The organism is Streptomyces sp. NPDC052079 (assembly GCF_040680275.1).
GTDB lineage: Bacteria > Actinomycetota > Actinomycetes > Streptomycetales > Streptomycetaceae > Streptomyces.
The window spans coordinates 137,595-157,661 of record NZ_JBFAWL010000015.1; the positions used below are offsets into that span (position 1 = coordinate 137,595).

A 20,067-nucleotide genomic window follows, 5' to 3' on the forward strand; every position below is an offset into this window, starting at 1 on the left:
CTTCTTCCTCGTGCACGCACGTCTCGTCCGATCCGCCGCCGCCATCGCCGCGGCCAGCACCCTCACCTGGGCGCCGGCAGCGAGCGCCGAGCCCTCCGAACCGAGCCCCTCGACCTCCGCCGCCCCCGCTGAGAATCCGACCCCGGACGCGGGCAGCGTCGAGATCACCACCAGAGACACGGCCGGAGATGCCCTGCCCGGCGCCGTGTTCTTGCTGCTCGACTCCGCTGGCCAAGAAGCCGGACGCAGGAAGACCGACGCACAGGGAAAGCTGACCTTTTCCGACCTCGCGCCCGGCGTCTACCGGCTCAAGGAGACGGCCTCCGGCAGCCCGCTCCACGAGGTCGTCGCCGACCAGGACGTCATCGTCACCCCGGGCGCGACCACACGGCTGACGATCACCGACCCGTTCAAGGCCGCCAAGGTCCTCCTGCAGGCCAAGGACGACAAGACCGGCAAGCTCCTGCCCGGCGCGACCGTGAACATCGGCACCGGCACCTCGACGCTGCTCACCCTGACCACGGGAGCCAAGGGCACGGCCTCCGGAGAGCTGCCCATGTCGAGCCGGAAGACCCACTTCTGGGTAAAGGAGATCAAAGCCCCTGCCGGCTACGACCTGTACAAGCCCACCAAGACGTTCACCGCGGGTCCCGGCGCCCCGGTGACCGTGACCGTCACCAACGCCAAGACCACCACCACCCCGAAGCCCGAACCCTCGGGCAAGCCCACGCACACGCCCACCGACACCCCCGCCAGCCCAGGCAAGCCGAATAGCGGTATGGGAAGGGCCACGCCGTCCGCGTCGGGCAGCGACACACCGGCACCCGAATCCACCACCATCGCTGCCACCCCGGTCGGCGACTCCACACCGAAGACCCCGACGGGCACCCTCGCCCACACCGGTGCTGACGCCACACCGTGGCTGATCGGCGGAGCGGCCGTCCTGATCGCGGCAGGCGGAGGCGCCCTCGCCGTGGCACGCCGCAGCCGCACGGACAGCCACACAGACGACTCCACCGGGAGCTGACCGCACCCCCCTTCTTTGCTACACGGAGCGTGCTGCGACTCAATACACAGTGCCTTGATTCAGTTCACTTCTCGTTGGCGTCCCCGAAGGCGTGGCCGTAGCGCACCGATGGTGCCGAAGACCGTCGCCACCCGGTGGCTTTGCTGTCATCCAATTGAGGCGATTGACAGCGGACCCAGTCGTTCCGCCTTCGACGGTGTTGAACTGAAGTGCACTGATGGTTACTCACATTCGCCCTCCGTAGCCCCGGAGGTACTCGGCTATCCGTTCAAACTTGTCCGGGTCATCGCCGAGGTACCCGATCACAGAGTTGCACCGTCGATGAAGGATGCCTCTCACGCAATCACCGCGCGACGTCTTCCCCGGGGCAGCACGAGTGATCGTGGTCAATCACAACGTCCTTGTCGAACTTCCCGAGGTGTTGTCCGCATACCGGGCACCGACCGCCTTGACTCAGGTGGATCTCCGCGTACCTGTCGTACGTGATGCCGTGCCTCGCCGCCCTCCTGGCGATCTCCTTCTGGTCTTCGTTGCATTTGGCGCTGTCGCATACGTACGCCCACACGACTTCTTCTCCGCTGGAGACGAATCTGCGCTCGTTCCTTCCTCCGCAGCATGCGCACTTGGGCGTGCCCCTGATCACCGACATACCGACCTTCACTGGTCCCTTCTTCAGGTGTGTCGGCTGTATTCCGCTGGCAGGACTAGCAGGCGCGCAGGTGGCATGCCCGCCTCGCCCCCAGTGCGTTTCACGCAGCGGTTCCATCGCCCACAGGATGTGTGTGGTATAGACGCTGAAAAGCCTTGATCAGCTCGTGCTCCACCCATGAGGCGCTGTGGCTCAGTGGGTGAGCCGGATCGCGGTCGGGAGCCAGCGAATACGCGCTGAAGCTGTCTTGCGCCATTAGCCACTCGTGCGCCGGGTGCCCAGCCCAGCGCTCGTGAGGACTGTTCTTGATCCTGCCTCGATGTTGGCTGACGCGGCCCCGCACTCCACGCTGCTGCTCTGCCTTGCCGAAGTGGACGATCGAGGACTCGCCGACCGGATAGGTGATGGGCTTACCGCCACCGGCCAGGAAGACATAGACGCCGATCTTGGTGGGGATTCCGGCTGGCCACTCCTCGATCAGGTCGAACATATCGCCGAAGGCCGGCCAGCCGTAGGCCCTCAAGATCTCGGTGTTCAACTGCTGCGGTGTGAATTCAGGGTGCTCGGTCACACAGAAATCCTAGGTACGGCCACTGACAACGAGGTTGTCCCTTGACCGTCCTTCCGCGGGTTCCGGGCTCCGCCACTGACCGATGCACACGATCTCGAAGGGCGTCATCGCGAGCAGGCTCGTCGACACCCAACTCAGTCCGCACAGGTCAGCGGTCTACTCACGACTAACTGCGCTGCCGAAGGACAGCAGTTGTCCTCTGACATCCGATGCAGTCGTGCGAGGTGAGCACGTTCCTGCATGCAGGGCCGTTGCCCGCGACGCCGACATGGTTGAAGACGCAGACCGACGAGAACCTCAAGCGATCTGGTCCGGGAGTGTCGAGTTGAGGACGAAGGGAGTAATCGCTGCAGCGGTGAGCGGGGAGGACAAGTACGCTCCAAGGGTGTGGAAGTCGATACGGCCAATCGGAGTGTCGGCGTGTTGGTCAACGGGGAATCGGTCGCCGAGTCGGCGGGGAACCGCCACAAGGTCACCTATGTCGGCCAGATTCACCCAGTAGCGGACCCCGGCAGGTCGGGCACCCCGATTCGCGATGGGTGCGGGCACCAGGTGATCAAAAATCCCGCCTGGTAGGCCAAGGGGAGAGCCCAGGGTTACGAAGCAGTCCACGGTCAGTTCCGGGTGAGCATGGAGGGCCTCATACGCGACGACGGAGCCGAGGGAGTGCGCCAGCACCACGCGGGGGCGCACCCGCCGGATCGACTCGGCTACGGCGGACCGGGAGGCAGCTCGTACTTGCGGAACGTGGAGGTAGCGGCGGACCTCACCCGCCAGTTGGACGGCGAGCCGGATGACCGTCCCGATGGGGATGTTGCGGCGTTGGGAAACCCAGGACAGGACCTGCCGCAGCGGTGCAGTAATCAGTCCCTGCCGTTCCTGAAAGGTGGGTGAACCCAGAGCCAGCGCCCAAGCGAGGACTACGGACTGTTCTCGTTCGTCGATGGCAAGTACATCCGGCACGACAGCTTGCCGCTCCCCGGCGTGGGCGTGGTGAGCGTAGTACGCGACGTGCAGGGCGGGGAGTTGGTGGGCGCCAAGCCCGGCGGCCGAGAAGCCATGCTGAAGTTTGACCCGCCACTGCCCAGCTAGTTCGGTGGCCGCCTGTTCCGGCGAGCGGCCGCTCAGGTGGTTGCCGATGCCGTGCACTGCGACGATCGTCACTGCTCTGGTCCTTCCTCCAAGTGGCAATGAACGGAGTACGCCGGGAATCGCCACGGACCGCCGGTGGTCACACCGTCGACCTTACTGATCTCGTAGATGTGCGCTTCCAGCCGCACGACCTCAAATCCGTCGGGCGTCAGTACGTCGACGAGAGCATCGTGGAGTTGGGCAATCGTTGCAGTGATGGGGCGGTTGTATATCAGGCCGGAGGAAGGCGGCAGTCCTCTCTCCCATTCGTCGGCGGTGTGCAACTCCCATCCGTCTGCGCGGGCATCACCACATAGCAGTTTGCCCGGCAACCAAGCCAGGACGTGGGTGACGTGGACGGTCGGCCGCGTCGGACGGAGCTCCGGCGCCGTTGCGGAGCAGGCCCAGCCGAGGGCCGTGACATGGCCGGCCTTGCTGCCTACCAGCACGCCGTTCTCGTAGGGGGCGATCGTGTGTACTCGATCCGGTACTGGGGCCGGCGGTCCGAATGGATCGCCGGATTCGACATCCCACGCCTGAACCTCCGCCTCGCTGACAGCGGCCACGAGTACCGGCCTGCCGTTCACTTGGCTGACAGCCATCGCCCGAGACCCGGCCACGGGGACGGAACCCACGAGCGAGGCCGTCACAAGGTCCCAGATCCGCACCTGATCGTCGTCCGATGATTGCTCGGCAGCGAAAAGGCGCTCGCCCTGCATCGCGATCGCTCCGATCCGGTTCAGCGTGATCGCTTGCCGCAGGGTGCTGTCAGCCAGGGACCAGAGACAAACCCTGTGTTCGTTGTGGACGCTGATCAGGAGCGACTCGCCGCCAACGGCGCCTGCGACCAGCTCTGTGACCGGCCCCTCCACGCTGGCGAGGAGATGGGAAGGCGACTCCTTGATCGTGTCCCAGACATGGATACCGCCGTCGGCACCGCCGACCACGGCCCACACCGAATCGCCGTGCGGCACAGCGGCCAATGCGGTGGCCGGGGCGGGGAGGCGGACCGTCGATTCCAGGGCATCCTCACGGACGTTCCAGGTGTCGAGCTCATTCTCCGTGGTCACCGTGACGATGTAGGACGCGTCGCTGGCCGTCACGGTGGTGGCATGGCTGAGCCTGCCCAGGTCGGTCAATTCGCGATCCTCGATGCCGGTATTTAGGTCCCAAGCCTTGATCGTGCCAGACACGAGTTCGGCGCTGAGGGCGAGCTCCGCGCCGCCGAGCCGCATGGTGCCGAGCATTGTGGCGGGATGCCAGTGGTTTTGGCCGTGACCGAAGCGTGGGCAAACGTCGAGGTCCCACACTCGCATGTTGCCGTCGCGATGGGCGGTCAGCGCGAGCTGAAAGCGGTTGATGCGGCGGATATCCCCTAGCGCCAGCTTTCTGTCCTCTGGGCGTGTGACGACCTGGACGGTGTCACCGTTCGCCCGGACCGCGTACGTGCCGGGGGTGTAGGCGACGAGGGAGAACAGCGGGGCCGGCGCGTTGGTGCGCTGGATCCGCACTGCTTGGAGCCCGCCGGCCGATGTGAGGCAGACGGGCCGACCGTCCAGTTTGCGCAGAACCCTCGGTCCGTCATCTTGAGGTTCGGCGCAAACATAGTGGATTGCGAGGGAACCGTCCGCGGACTCCACTGCGAGTAGCGAGGAGATGGTGGTGTTCCCGGCGTTGACGGTGCCGAGGGTCTTGCCGAACGACTCATTCAGCAAGCCGATCCGGCTGACGTCACCATTGACCCGACCAACTACTAGGACGGTTTCATCCCCAGTGTCAGCGACTGCCAGGGCCGAGACCTCAGCGCCGTCGAGGTGCGCGTCGGCAACGTTCGTACCTGTGGCCAGATCGTGGAGTCGCAGAACGTTCTGGTCAGTCACCAGGGCAATGACCACCCGCTCCTCCAGATCCACGATCACCATGTGAGTGATGGCATGTCTGTCTGTTTGGAGTGTTGCGGAATACCGGAGGACGGCGCCGGTTCGGCTCGGTGTGATGTCCCACACTTGAAGGGAGCCGTCGGTGCCGCCGAACGCGGCGAGGAGCCGTCGATGGACAGCTCCTAGGGCCAGGGCTGACACTGTGGTGCCCAACTCGTCCTTGGTGATGACGTGCAGCAGGGACTCCTCAGGCAAGCCCGTACTCCAGCGCGTGCAGAGCACCGCTTGTTCGTCTTGGAGATGGCGCGCCAGTCCGGTCGCCCGGTAGGCCACAAGGCTGTGCTGAAGCCTCGCACGCCGTGTCTCCAGCAATCCGTCCTGCCCGAAGAGGCTGCCACGACCGAATGCTTTCTGGTACGCGGCTCCGGCTCGGCGCGCCGTGGGGGTTTTCGTCCTGTGAACGGCTTCCCAGATGCTGTTGCGGTCGGCGCGGACTAGGTACTCCGGGTGTAGGAACAACTGGTCGACTGCGGATCCGTCCGGCACAGCGACGGCATGATCCATAAGGTGTCGTAGCAGATAGGGTGCAGCGAGGTCCCACCGAGGCCCCTCAGCGGCCCACCGTCCGGGGACGGCCGACAGTAGTTCGTGGAAGAGCTTGTCGGCGAGCCCGTCGAGTTTGGCCCCGGCGTCACGGAAGTGTTCGGTGATCGTCTCGTGGAAGAACCGGTAGAGCTGACGTCCGTCCGAGTCGATGTTCGTCCGTAGATAGAAGCGGGCGGTGGCCAGCTTCTCGCGGGCTTCACCTGGTGTCAGCGGGCGGAACTCCTGACCTGCGGCCATGGCGGCAGCGGTGGCCGCTGCTGCCACAAGCTCCAGTGGCATACCCTGACCCCGCGCTTGTGCCAGCCCCACCATCACGTGCCGCATCCACGAGTCGCCGTCCAGCGTGGTCTGCAAATGCAGTTCGAGCAGCTGCGGTAGGTTCTGCGGCAGCCGGGCGACCGCCTCGGCAGGTTTCAGGGGTACGCCGGCCAGCAGGAAGTCGGCGAAGAGTGCTGCGACGAGGAAGGTGCCGCGATCGCGGCTATGAGCGATCTCGGTGGCGACCGCACGGGCTACGGACTCGCGGAGGGCCTGGTCGCTGTAGCCGGGTGCGCTGTACAGGATGTCGGCGATGTAGGTCGTGAGGTCGTTCGCAAGGTCCTTGACATTGGAAGAGGTGTCCAAATTGAGCACCGTTCCGCGGGCGCCGGGCGCTTCCCCAAACCGGTGGCCGTCCGTCTGAGGCGGGCGCATTCCTACAAGCGCTCGGAAGGCGGGGCGGCCGTCGGAGCGGAGCGTGCGCAGGAGCTGGGGTAGCAGATCGCGGACGATGCGGTCGCTATCCAGGGCTTCGTCAATGGCATCGAGGATGAGTATTACCGGTTCTGGCAGGTCCTGGGCGATGTGTTTGAGCTGGTCAAGAGCTGGCTCACTGCTAGCGGCGGCAGGCTCCGTGTCCTCGGGAGTCAGTTGGGCCATGATCGAAGCGATCACGTCGTCCGTGCTCCGGTGCCGGGCATGGACCGCGACAAGAGTCGGGTACCGACGTTCCGGGCGGTACTGAGCAGGAATGCGGCCAACCAGCCCGGCGCTCAGCTCGGCGAGCTGGTTGTGCGAGAGGAAGACCGTTACCCCTAGCAGCGCCGACTTTCCGGCCCCAGGGCTTCCGGTGACCAGCAACAGGGTGTCGTCGCTCGCCAGCCAGGAGCGAATCTGGGTCAGCTCACGGGTTCGCCCAGTGAATAGGCAGGCCATGATCGCAGCGGCGTCGTCCAGGCGGCCGGACGCCCGGGTGAGGAAGTGGACTGGATCCAGACCGGGGTCGAACTCCGCCGCTAGTTCCCGGACTGCAAATCGCAGTCGGCTCCGAAGACGCTGCCAGCCGTCAGTGCTAAACGCCGGGTTGGCGAAGAACTCCGGTACCGGCAACGAGGCGGCTCGGCGCGGCGAGTGCACCACGGTCTGCGGATACCCCTCGCCGAGGCGGACCAGCTCCCGTGCGATCTCGTCGGCGACAGCCTCCACCGGCACGTGGGACAGAGTCGGAGAAATGTCCCAGTGTCCCAAGCGGAGCCGCTCCAGCGCTTGGGCCGTGGCCTTGGTGAACCGTGCGTCAAAGGCGCTCTCGTCCGCTGTGCAGGCCGCAATCACCCAGGTCCTACGATCGCCCTCGGGAACGTCCTGGAACAGCTGGTAGTCCGTCGCGGCCCCTGCACCGCAAACATCGAGCAGGAACAAGACGGGAGACTGGTTGGAGCCGTGCTCGACCTCGTTCAGCCATCGACCGACATCGAGCGCTGACTCCGGGAGGTCGGTCGGACGGCTGTCGTGCACGGGCAGGTACAAGACGCGGCCACGAAGGGCCCCGTGACCGGCAAAGTGAACGATACGCGGCCCGCCCGTCGAATCGTGCCTCAGTTGCTGCCAGCTCTCCTCAATGCTGACCCGGTCCCCGTCGATCACCGGTTCACCGACGTTCAGTCCGTCGAAGCGCGAAAGCACCACGGCGAGTTGACGCACCTGCGGTTCAACCGACGGCAGCGGACGTAACCCCTCCGACATGGGGTTCCACTCGCCGTCGGCCACGCTCTTAAAGGTCCCAACCCCGAGCAGAAGTGCTCGAACCATCATCCCCCCGTGCCCGTACGCTTCGGATGCCAGGCTATCGGGATTGAGGCTGGTCATCCCTAGACTCCGGCGATGACCTCGGACTCGAGCCAAGCGACCCTATGTCAGCCGACGCCTGCGGAGGCTGTGGGGTAGTCAACCCCGGTGACAACGTCCTTACGCCGATACGGCAGGGTGCCGATCATCGCTCGGCGCCCTGCCCAACGGATCCGGGCGCCCGGACTGCTGGCCTGCTCCGATGGCTGGCCACCGGTGCGACCCGTCGGCGAGAAGGCGTTACCCGAGGAACGGAGCGAGTGCCTTGGCTGTGGCGGAGCATTTGAGGTAGGAGGCGACCTTGTGGAAGCTGAAGGCGCCGATGCCAGCCGAGACGTTCGAATCGACGTCGTCGAAGTGGTTGGTGAGGGGTTGGGGGATGGCGACCAGGTCTCCAGGGTCGGCGATGTTGATCCAGTGGCCCACCGTCTGTGGCCGTACTCCCTTACCCGATCTGGGGGTGTGCTGGAGGTGCGGGAAGACGATGTCCGGCATAGCCAGCGGCGACCCGATGGTGAACAGCACATCGACCTTGTGGGCGTGCCGCCAGAGCGTGTCGTAGGCGACGACCGATCCTAGTGAGTGGGCGATCAGAATTGTGGGGGACTCCTTGGCGATGGCGTCCGCCAGCCGCTGTTGCACCGCCTGCCGCGCGGGGGAGTGCAGGTAGCCGACGAGCTCGGGGAAGTAGGACGCCACGAACCTGCGGACGAGCTTGCTGTCCAGCCCTTTGCGATGAGCTACGGCATCCGCGACCCAGCGGACGGGCGTCAGGACCCGGCCCTGCGCCTGGTCCAGATCGAGGCCGTGCAATTCGCCCCATCGGCGCGCGGCGTCAGCGGCCTGGGGTGACAGGTGGTCGACGTCGGCAGCGGCACTCTGCGCGGCGGGACCGGTGGGACGCAGCAGGTCCGCGTAGTACAACAGGCGCATGTCCGCTGCATCCACGGGAACGGGCAGCTCACGGTTGAGGGCCTGGTGCCAGACCGCACCGAGGCGGGAGGCCGCCGCTTCGGGAGTGCGCGTCGGGTCGTACTGATTGACGCCGTGGATGGCGAGAATGCGGGTCATCGGCTTCCTTCTGCTCAGTGTTCCGGCGGGGTCGGCTGGTTTGACGGGGCGAACACGGAGACCTCCCGCCCATAGCCGATGGCGAGGACGCCGTCGGCGTGGGCGACAGTCTGGACGTAGTCCGGGAGGTCGATGCGGTGGAGCGGGGTTCCGGTCGAGGTCTCCCAGATGCGGACGGTGCCGTCGGAGCTGCCAGAGACCAGGGCGTCCACATGACCGACCCGGGAGAAGGCGAGTGAGCGCACAGGGCCGGTGTGGCCCGGCAAAGTGCGCAGTACCGTGCCGTTATCCAGGCGTCGCAGCGTGATCCGGCCGCTGTCGTCACCTGCAGCGGTGACCGGCTCATCGGCGACCGAGCCGATCGCCACCGCCTTGACCGGCGTCCCATAGCGGTGGCTATGCAACTGGCGCCCGTCGCGCAGGAGCAGTGTGCGGCAGGTGCCGTCGTATCCTCCGCTAAGGAGCACCGTTCCGCGTGCGGTCGCGGCGACGGCCAGTGCGGACACTCCGGCATCTCTGCCACGCCTGGGCGGGGCGAGCAGTCGCGGTTCCTCACCGGTGCCCGGGTACCAGACGGCCAGCGCACCGTCGTTCCTGCCCGCGACCACCTGGAACCCGAGCCGGTCTCTGGCGAGGATCGCCAGCGCGGTGACTGCGCTGGGGCCGGGGCCCGTGCTCTCCCTCGGCTCCGGCGTGCCGTACTCCCACAGGTGCAACCGGCCCTGCTCGCCGCCTGCGGCGATCCAGGTGAACCGGCTGTCCGTGAGGACGTCGGCGGCCTGGAGGGGCTGCCCGTCGGGATCCGTGAACTCCCGTACGTTTTCACCAGTGTCCGCATCGAGCACCCGGATGGAGGCGTCGCGGCAGGAGGTGACGGCGTACAGCCGGCCATCGATGTGGTGGAGGCCGAGGGTGCGGACCCAGTTCGGATGTTCGCCGGGGAGCCGGGCCGGCCGGCGGTTGCGCAGGTCCCAGGTACGCACGGTCCGGTCCTTCGATACGGTCACGGCTACCGGACGGGTACCGGATAGGGCAGGCGCGACGCGGGTGACCCCACTGGTGTGACCGGCGAGGACGTCCCGCAGTTCGCCCGTCTCCGCATCCCAGGAACGGACCGTGTCGTCCTCCGAGGCGGTTAGCAACACGCGGTGGCCGTTCACAGTCGTGGTCACGAGATCCGTGACGGAGCCGGCGTGTGCGCGCTCCTCGCGGAGCAGCCCGCCGGAGCCGAGGTCCCAGGTGCGCAGCATGCCGTCGCGGTGGCCCGCGACAGCCCGCCAGCCATGCGTCGATGGGTGGATTTCGATGGAGTCGACCTCGTTGCGCGCCCCTCGGGGCCGCCGGCCCTCGGTGACGGCCGGGTGCAGCAGGGAATGGACGAGCAGGCCGCTGTGTGCGTGGAAGGCCGTACAGGCTCCGCTCTCATGACCGATGATCGCCACGCACTGGCCGTTGATGTCCTGGGTGGCGAGGGCGGTGATCCGGTCCGCCGTGTCGCCGCTGCGGCGCAGCACGTTCCGGTACCGGAGCTCGCCGCCGGGCAGGGCGAAGGCACTGACGTAGCTGCCTTCGGTGACGGCCAGCGCGAAGCGGCTGCTCCCTTCGCGGCAGACGGCCACGAACCGCACCCGCTGTCCTGCGGCCCGCACCGGTCGGGGAGGTTCCGATTCTGCACGCAGGTCGGCCACGTATGGGAAGGTCTCGGTGGCCATGGCGATCAGACCGGAGTCATCGAGGGCGAGCTGCCTGACGGGAGATCCCACGGACACCGAGCCCAGCGGATGGCCGGTTGACAGATCCCACCGGGTGATCCGGTCGCTGCCGGTCACTAGGATCGGTCGGCCGTCGAGAAGGGTGGAGGCGAGGCTGGTGACCGGCGAGCCGTGAAGCAGTACGTGCCGGGTCCGGCCGGTGGTGAGATCCCAGATCCGAGCCGTACGGTCTTTGCTGCCCGTTGCCGCCACCAGATCGCCGACGGCCTCGGTCACGGTCAGTGCGGTGATGGCCTCGGCGTGACCGGTCAGGGTGGCGCCTGCCGACGGGGAGACGTTGGTGGCGCTCGACCACATGCAATGCCACGGAAGCACGCGGCCGCCCGGCAGACGTTCCATGCTCGCTGCCAGGTCCCCGTGGCCGAGGCGCAGGGCGTCGAGGGCAAGGATCTGACGTCGCGCTCGTGCATCCACCCGTTGATGCCAGCTGACGGAGGCGCAGTACACGTCGAGCAGCTGCTGGATGAAGCCCCCGTAAACGTCCCGGAAGGGGGAGAGTGCCGATGTGACGGACCTCGGGTCCGCGTTCACGAGGTACTCGCCGTCGGAAAGGAGTTCGCCGAGCAGGTCGCTACCCACCCGGGCCGCGTGCTCGGCGGCATGCCGTCGTAGGTAGGGATCGGCGAGGTCCCAACGCCGGCCGGCGCCCGAGCGCGGCAGGCTGGACAGCAGGCGTCGGAAGACTGCCTCCTCGTCCCGGCTCATGACGCCGTCACCGGGCCTGCGCCCGATCCTCCTTCAGGCCCGTTGGCTAGTGACTCGGCCGACGGGCCGGACCCGGCGCGCGGGTGCCGATGCAGATGGTCTACCAGCTCCTGGTGGAAGAGCCGGTAGAGCGTCGTCCCGTACGTTGGGTCGACGTCGTGCCGGAGGTAGAACGCCACGTGGTCCAGCGCTGAACGCACGTCGGCACGGGTCGGCCGTGCCTTCCGGGGGTGGAACTCGGGCGCTACATCGGCGATCGCATCGGCGGGCATTCCACTGCCCGCACTGAAGGCCAGGGCCGCGAGGACCGGGCGTGCCCACGGATGGGTATGTTCTTCGCTCAGCTGTGTCTCCAACAGGGCGGCGAAGGTCAGGGGTAGACCGCTGAGCGCGCGCTCGAGCTTCTCTTCGGTCATCGGGGCCGCAGCCTCGAGGAACCGGGCAGACAGCTGGGCCATGAGGAACTCTCCCCCTTCGGCGTGGCTCTCGATGCGCTCGGCCGCGCCCTTCGCGACCATGCCCCGCTCCTTACCGCGGGTGAAGTAGGTGTCCGTATCACTGAGCATCTCGTCGATGTAGTGGGTCAGGGCGTCCTTGAGCCCGGCCCGGTCGACGGCGTCCAGATCGACCAGCGACTGGCGGGCGTCGCCAGCAGCCTCAGCCAACTGGGGAAGCTTGTCCCAATAGGGGCGCACACCCACCAAGAGCTGGCATGCCCGCCGTCGGCCGCCTCCCCGGTCCTCCCGGTTCGCCAGCGGCAGCAGCAGCTCCACACTGATCTGGACGCTCTCGGTGGCTTCGTCCAGGGCATCCACCACGATCAGAGGTTCCTCCGCCAGCCCGGCTACCGCGTCCACCAGTTTCTGAGCGGTCCAACCTTCCGGCGGCAGCGGAAGGTCGAGCTGGGCGGCGACCGCGTCGACAACCTGACTCAGGACCATGCCCCGTGCGTGCACCGCGGCCACTCGGGAGCGGGGATCGGGACGGAGCTTCTTCGGGATGCTCTGCATGACCGGCCTGAGTCCCTTGGCCAGTTGCGGGTGGGTACAGCAGACCACGACGCCCAGCAGCGCGGACTTGCCGACACCAGGGCTCCCGGTGACGACGCATAGCGTCGCACCTTCCTCCGCGCCGTTCTCTAGCCAGGCGCGGATCCATTCCAACTCCGCCTCCCGACCGGAGAAGTGGCAGGTCGGCTGAGCCTGCTGCGCCGTATCGCGCCCGGACGCGCGTGACATGTAGTGATCCACATCGAGCGAGGGATGCACACTGCCGACGATGAACTCCTGCAGGGCCCGGTAGTTATTCAGCCCCAGGACCTCTGCGGGGTCCTCGCGGAACCACGGGTTGGGCAGGAACTGGGTCACGAGCCCGTACAGGTCGCTGGAGACGACCTCCTGCACCGGATGGCCCGCTTCCGTGCACAGCTGCCTCACCCGTTTGTGCACCGCGTCCTTGAACCACGTGAGACGAACGAAGCGCTCGCTCGGGTGGATCTCGCTGTGGCCCTGAGCCACGCCTCTGAGGACATCACTGACCGCCTGGGAGAAGCGTCCTTCCCATGCCTGCTCGTCGGACGGACAGGCCGCGATGACGAACGCGCGGCGGTCCGGGAAGGTGACGTCCGTGGTCGGATCGATGCCTGCCCCGCTGTGACAGACATCGAGCAGCAGCAGGATGCGCCCGGAGCACCGGTCCGCGTCGGTGAGGAACCGTGTGATCCCGAAAACTGTTTGGACGACGTCCCGGTGGTCCGAAGGCAGTGAGTCCTTGGCGACGATGCACAGTTCCTGCGCTCTCCGCAGGATGAAGCCGTGGCTGAGGACATGGACGATCGCGTCCCCGCCCTCCCTGATCTCGCTCAGTAATTGGTCCATGCGACGGGCGACCGTCGAGTGATCCGGGTTGTGCAGGTGGTCCGGAGGCCCGGCCAGCACTCCCGACAAGCGCTGGGCAACGAGCACACCGAGGTCCTCGGCGAAATCGAGATCTGGCCAGGCCGATCGTTCTGGCGGGTCTTCCGGATCCTCGCCCTCGCCATCGTCATCCGCCGGTGCAAGCCGGAACTTGGACATCGAAAGGACCACGGCAAGGTCGTCGGCCTTCCCCGTCCCCGGTAAGTCGCCCCCAGCCACGCTTCACACCTTTGCTGCCTCGCCCGCGATCGCCGCAGAACAGGCTAGGAGACGGAGCGACTACCGGGATGGGATTTCGACAACCTTTCCTTTGATTGGGCCGGCCCTGGAGTGAGAGGTGGTCCTGCTCGTACGAGGTGCGCATTGCTCCAGGCGGGTGGCGGTGTGCCGGGGGCAGAGGGGCCGGGCTGCCGAGAGGCTGTCCAGGCGGGGCTGCACTACTTCACTTTCACCCTAAAGAGTGAGCAGAGTGGGCTGGGGAGTCTCACCAGATCCGTGGCCAGTCGGCCACGGGCTGGCCAGCGGTCGCGAGATTCGGCCACGCCGTCTGAGATCCCACACGTCCTGTAGGTTCTCGTCGTTTCGTGTCATAGCAGGGCGCAGTGACCTTTGGCTTTTCCGGTCGTCTCACGGTTTGGTCCGAGCGTTGTGTCTCACGGCCGTGTCACTCACTCAGAAGTGGAGCTGCGGCCGCGCAGGGGCTAAACACCCAGGTTCCCCCGTAGTCGGGCAAACACTGCCGAGGTCCTCGGGCTGCTGGCGCCACGATGCCAACGGCCTTCGCCAACACGCGAACAACACTCATGGAGCTTCCGACCGCGAGACAATCGATCTTGGCTCTCCCCGCCGTGCAGGTGGATACCGGGCAATGAGGGCTGCTAATGACGCTTCAGGGTGTCTTTGCTGTTGGCTCGTCACGGGGGATGAACTGCACTCCATTGATGATCACGGTGCCGTCCGCAGGGCATTGACCGTCATCACCAGTTGCTCCGCGTCGTGCGGACGACACTCGATGTGCAACGTCCGGACGCCCCGCTCGCCGGGGCCGGGGCGGATGTGGACCGTTCCCTCTCCGGAGGGGGGACAGCTCCTCGGTGTGTATCTCTACGGGCCTGTTCGGCTGCCTCGTCGTTCTTGACTTGGTCGAGCAGATCCCGGGTGGCCCGCCCCGCATGAAGTGCGTATTCGAGTGGGACCGTGACGGGGAAGGGTGGGTCCGTCCATGAGGTGCGGAGCGAAACTCCGTGATCAACGCGTGTCGTGTCCGGCTGTGCGCGACAATCGCTCCTCCGGGCGCGGTGCCCGGTAGGCACGATGTACGGGGCGGGGCGATGGAAGACGTACGGGAACTACTGGCCGAGTACGGTCAGTACCACAGCACCGAACTGTCGGAGCCGGACCGTCACGGGCTCCTCGTCAACGTGGTCATAGCCCTAATCCGGTGCACCGACGAGGAAGCAACGGTGGACCACGGGGCGCGGGACGAGCCGACCGTGTTCTTTGAACTTGCCGGACGCGACTACGCGATCACCGTAACGTCTGCATCCGGACCCGATGTGGCCAAGGCCGCCAGGGCCGCCGCACGGGCCCGTGATCAACGCGGGCTTGGGCCGGGCGTGCGGTGGGTCCTTGTGTGCGCGCGAACTCCAGGGCGTGCGGTGGACGATGGCCTGCGTGCAGCCCTGAGCGGGCACGGCGTGCTGCTCGACCAGGACCATCTGGAGGCTGCCCTGTGTGGCCTCGCACCGCTCGCGACGCTGATCCGTTCCGCTTTCCGCATGCCGCGGTCACCGCACACACCGCTGCACGAACTCCTGCTGCAGGAACCGGAGGAGCCGATCCCCGCCCTGGCCTTGCCGACGCGTCCGGCAGGACCGGTCACTGTGTCTGCCCGAACGGCACCGGGCATCACGGCCTCCGTGGTCCTGGCCGGGGAGGACTGGCCGCTGCGGCCGAATGGTCTTGCCTGGGAATCGTCGGCGCGAGCGCTGATCACCACCGAGTCGGGGCTTGCGGAGGTGGATCTGCAGCGGGGTGGTGTGCGGTGGCGGCTGCCGTTGCCCGGTGTGCACGGCGCCGCCGTCGTGCTGCCGGGCGGAGGCGTTTGCGTACTGTGCGGGTCGGCGGTGGTGATGTCGCGTGACGGCGTTGTTCGAGCGGTGGGCGGCGGGTTCGAGGCGAACTCCAGCCTGGTGCTCGGCCCCGATGCGAGCATGTGGGTGCTGTCCGGATCCGGAGCGACGCTCGGTGCCGGCACCGGATCGACCCTGGCGCTTACCCAGCTCGGCGACCAGGTAGGCGATCAGCGGCGGTTCCCCATCGCCTTTGACGCGGCGGTGCGGTCGGCTGCCTGGCTTGACGGGCGGCGCTTCTTCCTTGCTGCTAGCGGCCACAGTGCCGTCGTCGACCTCGCCGTCGGCACGAGCGTCGGTGGGCGGGAGGAATGGATGCAGACCCCGGTGTCTTATCCCGGGCACATTGTCCGCAGCGACAACGGAATCGTCCTGGTGGCCGGGAGGGCCGGCTCCGGCATCGGCGTGGAAGTGCACACGCTCGACGCGGCGGTTCGCAGGGACGACCCGGTCGCCGAGGTACAGCTGGGCGAGGTGTTCGGCCTCGCCCAGAGCCGGGAGGGCGGGCCCGCATACCTGCTGGGTTCGCTGCCTACGAACGATATAGGCACCATCCACCCCGTCCTCATGAAGATCACCGGCCACTTCCCCTCCGGCTCTCCCGCCCTTGAGGCAAAGCGCACGCCGCCGCCCGCCGTCGATCCGTGCGCCGCGGTACGCCAGCAGGCCCGCGGCGTGAAGAAGGACTACGCGCTGGAGAAGTTCCCGCTGCCGGACGGCGAGGGTGGCATGGGCATTGTGCACCAAGCCGTGCACAAGCCGACGAACACAGTCGTCGCGTTCAAGAAGCCGAGGTCACTGCGCGAGAACCTGACTGCACGGATGTTGCGCGAGATCGAAGTCGCACAGGCCCTTGGCGGCAACCGTCACGTCATGCCGGTCCTTGACTTCAGTCCCCGGGCCGAGTGGTTCGTCATGCCGCTGGCCCAGGCCACCGCCGAACATCTCCAGCCGCAACTGCAAGACGACGGCCAGGAGCTGAGGGCCTTGGTGGACGCGGTCGCTGCTGCCCTGGCCGACGCCCACCGCCTGGACTACCTGCACCGGGACATCAAACCCGCTAACATCCTGCAGCTCCACGGGCGTTGGGTCCTGGGCGACTGGGGCATCGTGCGCCGACCCCGCGGGCAGACGACCAACCCCAAGCGCACTGGCACCAAGATCGGCACCGCCGAGTTCGGCGCCCCCGAGCTGTCCATCGCGCCTCACCACGCGACGCCCGCGAGTGACATCTACAGCCTGGGAAAGGTCATCGGCTGGCTGCTGACCGGCACCGACCCTGAGCCGAACATTCCTCTGCTGCCGCCACCGGGGCCGTGGCGCAGCGTCGTGCGGCAGTGCTGCTTCCGGGATCCGTCGCAGCGACCGCAGACGATCGCCGAGTTCCTCGACCTGGTCGAACGCGAGGCGTCCCAGGACCTGAACCTGCCCGTCGCGCGGGCCCAGCAGCTCGTGGCAGCAGCCGAGGAGGGGGACACCAGCGCCGTCAGCCAGCTGCTCTCGCTCGTTGCCGATCACGGCGACGACTACGAGCTTTACCTGGACGTCCTGCCGCGACTAGACATCGACCTCACCGCGCCGCTCCTGCTCGCCAACACCGAACAGGCCCTCAGCCTGATCCACGCGATAACCGGGCACGTCCAGGGCGACGGCACCGGCTGGCCCCACTGGAACGAATGCAAGAGAGCCATCGTGTGGCTGCGCGACATCGCCCGCCACGCCGCCCAGGAGGAGGAGTGGGACGTGCTGGAGGAGGCGGCCCGCGGTATGTGCACCTGGGACGCTGCATCGAATGAGTTCGACCAGCAGATCGCAACCCGAGACTGGCTGCGCCATTTGCACGGCCAGGCCGCTCAGATTCTCGCCAGTGTGCTGCGGGAACACCCTGGCAGCGCACGTTACTACTACGAGCTGACTGGCGAGCGCGGCGTGGACATCGCCATCCGTAGCGCCATTAACTCCGCAGCCAGCAAATGACCACGCAGGTGTCGGCACGACAACCGCGGCCCTCGCGGCTTGTTCGCATATGCCAGACGAACTACCTGTGGGCGGTCCGACCCATGCTCGACCTGTTTCAACGAGTCATGGACTGACCGTCCAGCCTCAGCTTCGTGGCCGATCGGCCGGCAAGTGGCCGTCAGCCGTGAGATTCGGTCACGGAATCTTAGATCCCACAGTGCGGGACCTCGTAGCTCGCGTCCTACAGCGAGGCTGGGACCTGCGGCTTCTCAAGGCGTCTCACACTGTGTCGGATGGGGCAGTCTCACGGGCCTGTCCCTATCCTTGATCGACTTCGGGCACTCCCGCCTCGGTGAGCATTGCGAAGAAGGCCGCGATGGGGCCGGTGCGCTCGGACCGGTCCGTGGTGAATACCAGCCGTTGAGCTGCCCTGGACAGACCCACGAAGAAGGTCGATGTCCCTTCACGCGGGTCACTTCCGAGCGCCCACCACTGCCTGCCGTGAATACCAAGGAAGAACACGGTGTGGTATTCGAGGCCCTTGCTGCGGTGGGTGGTGAGCAAGACGACGGCATCGGCGGACTCGAACTCGTCGAGCACCACACCCCAGTCGTCTGCCCCGTCAAGCACCGTCTCAAGGCGCGCCTCGAATGCGCCAGTGACGAGATCGAACTCCTCACCGGGTGCAGTGGCCTTCATGTAGCGGCGCAGAGCCGCGCTGTCCACGAGATCGAGCACCGTTCGGACGGCGTCGGCCGCGGACGTGGTCGACGGAAGGTGCGCCTGAAGCCAGGCACGGAGCCGGGTGGTCAGGTCGCTCAAGTCCTCGCCGACACGCTGCTGGGCCGTCTCGTCATCGGTTGCGCCGTGTACACGCTCCAGAGTCGCAGATACCTCCTGCCACACTGTGGCGAGTCCACGAGACTGGTGCGCCAGCCGGAGTAGCCCCACGAACAGGCGAGTCGTATCGCTCTTCAATAGATCCTGGAGGGTCATCTTGCCGACCCGCGCGTCATCGTTGCGGACTCGGATGCCGTGCGCGGCGAGGCGAGCCCGAAACAGCGGCTCGAAGTCTTTGACTTTCTGCCGTGCGATGAGCGCGAAGTCCGCCGGCGTACGGTCCGAGACGGCGATGTCCCGGGCGATCCAGTCGGCGATGAACCTCGCCTCGCTACCTCCGCCGGAGAACGTCCATAGCACGGCTGGCTCGTGCCCGTCCTCGGTAGTCGCCTTCGAGGTGGCCCGCACTGTGGTCGGATCGAGTTTGCGGGCGATCACGTGCTGGAGTTCGACTAGGGCGTCGCTGGAGCGGAAGTTCCACGCCAGCCAGTAGGTGGTGGCTTGGAACGTGCTGGTGAAGCGCTGGACGGCCTCGGGCACAGCGCCGGCCCAGCCCATGATCCGCTGTTTGCTGTCCCCGACCGTGGTCACCGCGGCCTCCTCGCCGAACACTGATGCGAGGAAGGAGAACTGCGCGCTGGTCGTGTCCTGGAATTCGTCGACGAACACTATGGGATAGGTCATCCGTAGGGCACGGCGGAGCCTCGGCACCGCACGAACCAACAGCTCGGCGAGCCGGTTGAGCATGACGAAGTCGACTTCCGCCTTCCCCGGCCGCAAGTAGCGGGCGCGCCACCACTCGCGTGCGGCGTAGGAGACGGCGTCGACGGCATCGTCCGCCGGCACACTCTCGGGCAGGCTCCATCCCCCGACGATGTCGGAGACGAAGCGTCCCGGCTGGAACCCGACCTGCCTGGCCAGCGCCTGTGGCGCCGAGAAGGCGACGGTGTTGAGGAAGGCCCTCACCTCGGAGTCGGGCGCCATGCGGATGTCGTACCCGTGGCTCATCCGCCAGTCTGGCGGAAGAGCCGGCGCGAACCGATCCACCAGCCCCTTGGTGAATGCGTCGAAGGTCATCGACGCGAAGCGGCTGGCGTGTGCCGGGACGCGGGTGGCGACGCGGCGCCCGAGGTTGGCGGCAGAGTCCCGCTTGAAGGAGATCGCCAGAATGTGCTGCGGCCACGGGCACAGACCGGTCTGCAGGAGATAGGCGGCGCGCTGAGCAAGGAACTCCGTCTTGCCCGCGCCCGGCCCGGCCACGACCGCCACATTCCCGGTGTCCCGCAGGGCCTGCCACGCGGCCGGCTCCAGATCCTCGATACCGGCTGGGCGCCAATCCTCCACCGGCACCAGGGTCATTGGGCGCAGCGTCGGCGTTCTCGTCGGGACAAGGCGGTTGGAAGCGCTCACAATGACACCTTCTTCCGGATGTGCTCCACGAGGGCCACGAGCACCTCCGGCGCATTCAGCCGGAGCTCCTCGTCACTCAGGCGGCCAAGTGCGCTCAAATGGGTGCTCGGTTTCGAACGCGACAGGAACAGGTAGCGATACCACCGCAACCACTCGGCCCGTGACTCATTCCAGTAGAGCGGCCTGGTCCCCTTCTCTCCTAGCCTCGATCTTGCGTGACGGTCCGCCGACGGAGTCGGTGGACCGTTTTCGTGCCGTGGGCTGAGGCGGGGCAGGCCAGGGGCCCGAGTGTCGT

Annotated in this window: 11 protein-coding genes; 2 read left to right on the forward strand and 9 right to left on the reverse strand. The window is 66.8% G+C overall.

The window, feature by feature from the left end; genetic code table 11:
• Positions 1–10 precede the first annotated feature (10 nt).
• Entirely contained in the window at positions 11–1,027 is a 1,017-nt protein-coding gene (locus AB0L56_RS22020) for a SpaA isopeptide-forming pilin-related protein (protein ID WP_365425554.1), read from the forward strand.
• A gap of 225 nt (positions 1,028–1,252) precedes the next feature.
• On the opposite strand, the gene AB0L56_RS22025 is transcribed toward AB0L56_RS22020, so the two are convergent.
• The 8 genes from AB0L56_RS22025 to AB0L56_RS22060 form a co-directional block, all read right to left on the reverse strand.
• The gene (locus AB0L56_RS22025) at positions 1,253–1,366 is read right to left on the reverse strand and encodes an endonuclease domain-containing protein (RefSeq protein WP_365425556.1); all 114 of its coding nucleotides are present in this window, start codon (positions 1,364–1,366) and stop codon (positions 1,253–1,255) included.
• Positions 1,367–1,370: 4 nt separating this feature from the next.
• Positions 1,371–1,793 (reverse strand): endonuclease domain-containing protein, encoded by a 423-nt coding sequence (locus tag AB0L56_RS22030; protein ID WP_365425558.1) that lies wholly within the window; start codon positions 1,791–1,793, stop codon positions 1,371–1,373.
• Complete coding sequence (locus AB0L56_RS22035) at positions 1,777–2,247, reverse strand: hypothetical protein (protein ID WP_365425560.1); 471 nt, start codon at positions 2,245–2,247, stop codon at positions 1,777–1,779. Before AB0L56_RS22035 ends, AB0L56_RS22030 begins: the two co-directional genes overlap by 17 nt.
• Positions 2,248–2,544: 297 nt before the next feature.
• On the reverse strand, positions 2,545–3,411 hold the full coding sequence (locus AB0L56_RS22040; protein WP_365425562.1) for a serine peptidase: 867 nt from the start codon (positions 3,409–3,411) through the stop codon (positions 2,545–2,547).
• The gene (locus tag AB0L56_RS22045; protein ID WP_365425564.1) at positions 3,408–7,988 is read right to left on the reverse strand and encodes an NACHT and WD repeat domain-containing protein; all 4,581 of its coding nucleotides are present in this window, start codon (positions 7,986–7,988) and stop codon (positions 3,408–3,410) included. The genes AB0L56_RS22040 and AB0L56_RS22045 overlap by 4 nt, the downstream gene beginning before the upstream one ends.
• Positions 7,989–8,207: 219 nt before the next feature.
• Positions 8,208–9,038: a hypothetical protein gene (locus AB0L56_RS22050; RefSeq protein WP_365425566.1), complete on the reverse strand. Its 831-nt coding sequence runs from the start codon at positions 9,036–9,038 to the stop codon at positions 8,208–8,210.
• A 14-nt stretch (positions 9,039–9,052) separates the two neighbouring features.
• Positions 9,053–11,515, reverse strand: coding sequence for a hypothetical protein (locus AB0L56_RS22055; protein WP_365425568.1), 2,463 nt, complete (start codon positions 11,513–11,515; stop codon positions 9,053–9,055).
• On the reverse strand, positions 11,512–13,650 hold the full coding sequence (locus AB0L56_RS22060; RefSeq protein WP_365425570.1) for a hypothetical protein: 2,139 nt from the start codon (positions 13,648–13,650) through the stop codon (positions 11,512–11,514). Before AB0L56_RS22060 ends, AB0L56_RS22055 begins: the two co-directional genes overlap by 4 nt.
• Before the next feature lie 1,112 nt (positions 13,651–14,762).
• Between AB0L56_RS22060 and AB0L56_RS22065 the strand changes: the two genes are divergently transcribed.
• Positions 14,763–17,540: a protein kinase gene (locus AB0L56_RS22065; RefSeq protein ID WP_365425572.1), complete on the forward strand. Its 2,778-nt coding sequence runs from the start codon at positions 14,763–14,765 to the stop codon at positions 17,538–17,540.
• Positions 17,541–17,840: 300 nt separating this feature from the next.
• On the opposite strand, the gene AB0L56_RS22070 is transcribed toward AB0L56_RS22065, so the two are convergent.
• Positions 17,841–19,772, reverse strand: coding sequence for an ATP-dependent helicase (locus AB0L56_RS22070; protein ID WP_365425574.1), 1,932 nt, complete (start codon positions 19,770–19,772; stop codon positions 17,841–17,843).
• Positions 19,773–20,067: the final 295 nt, after the last annotated feature.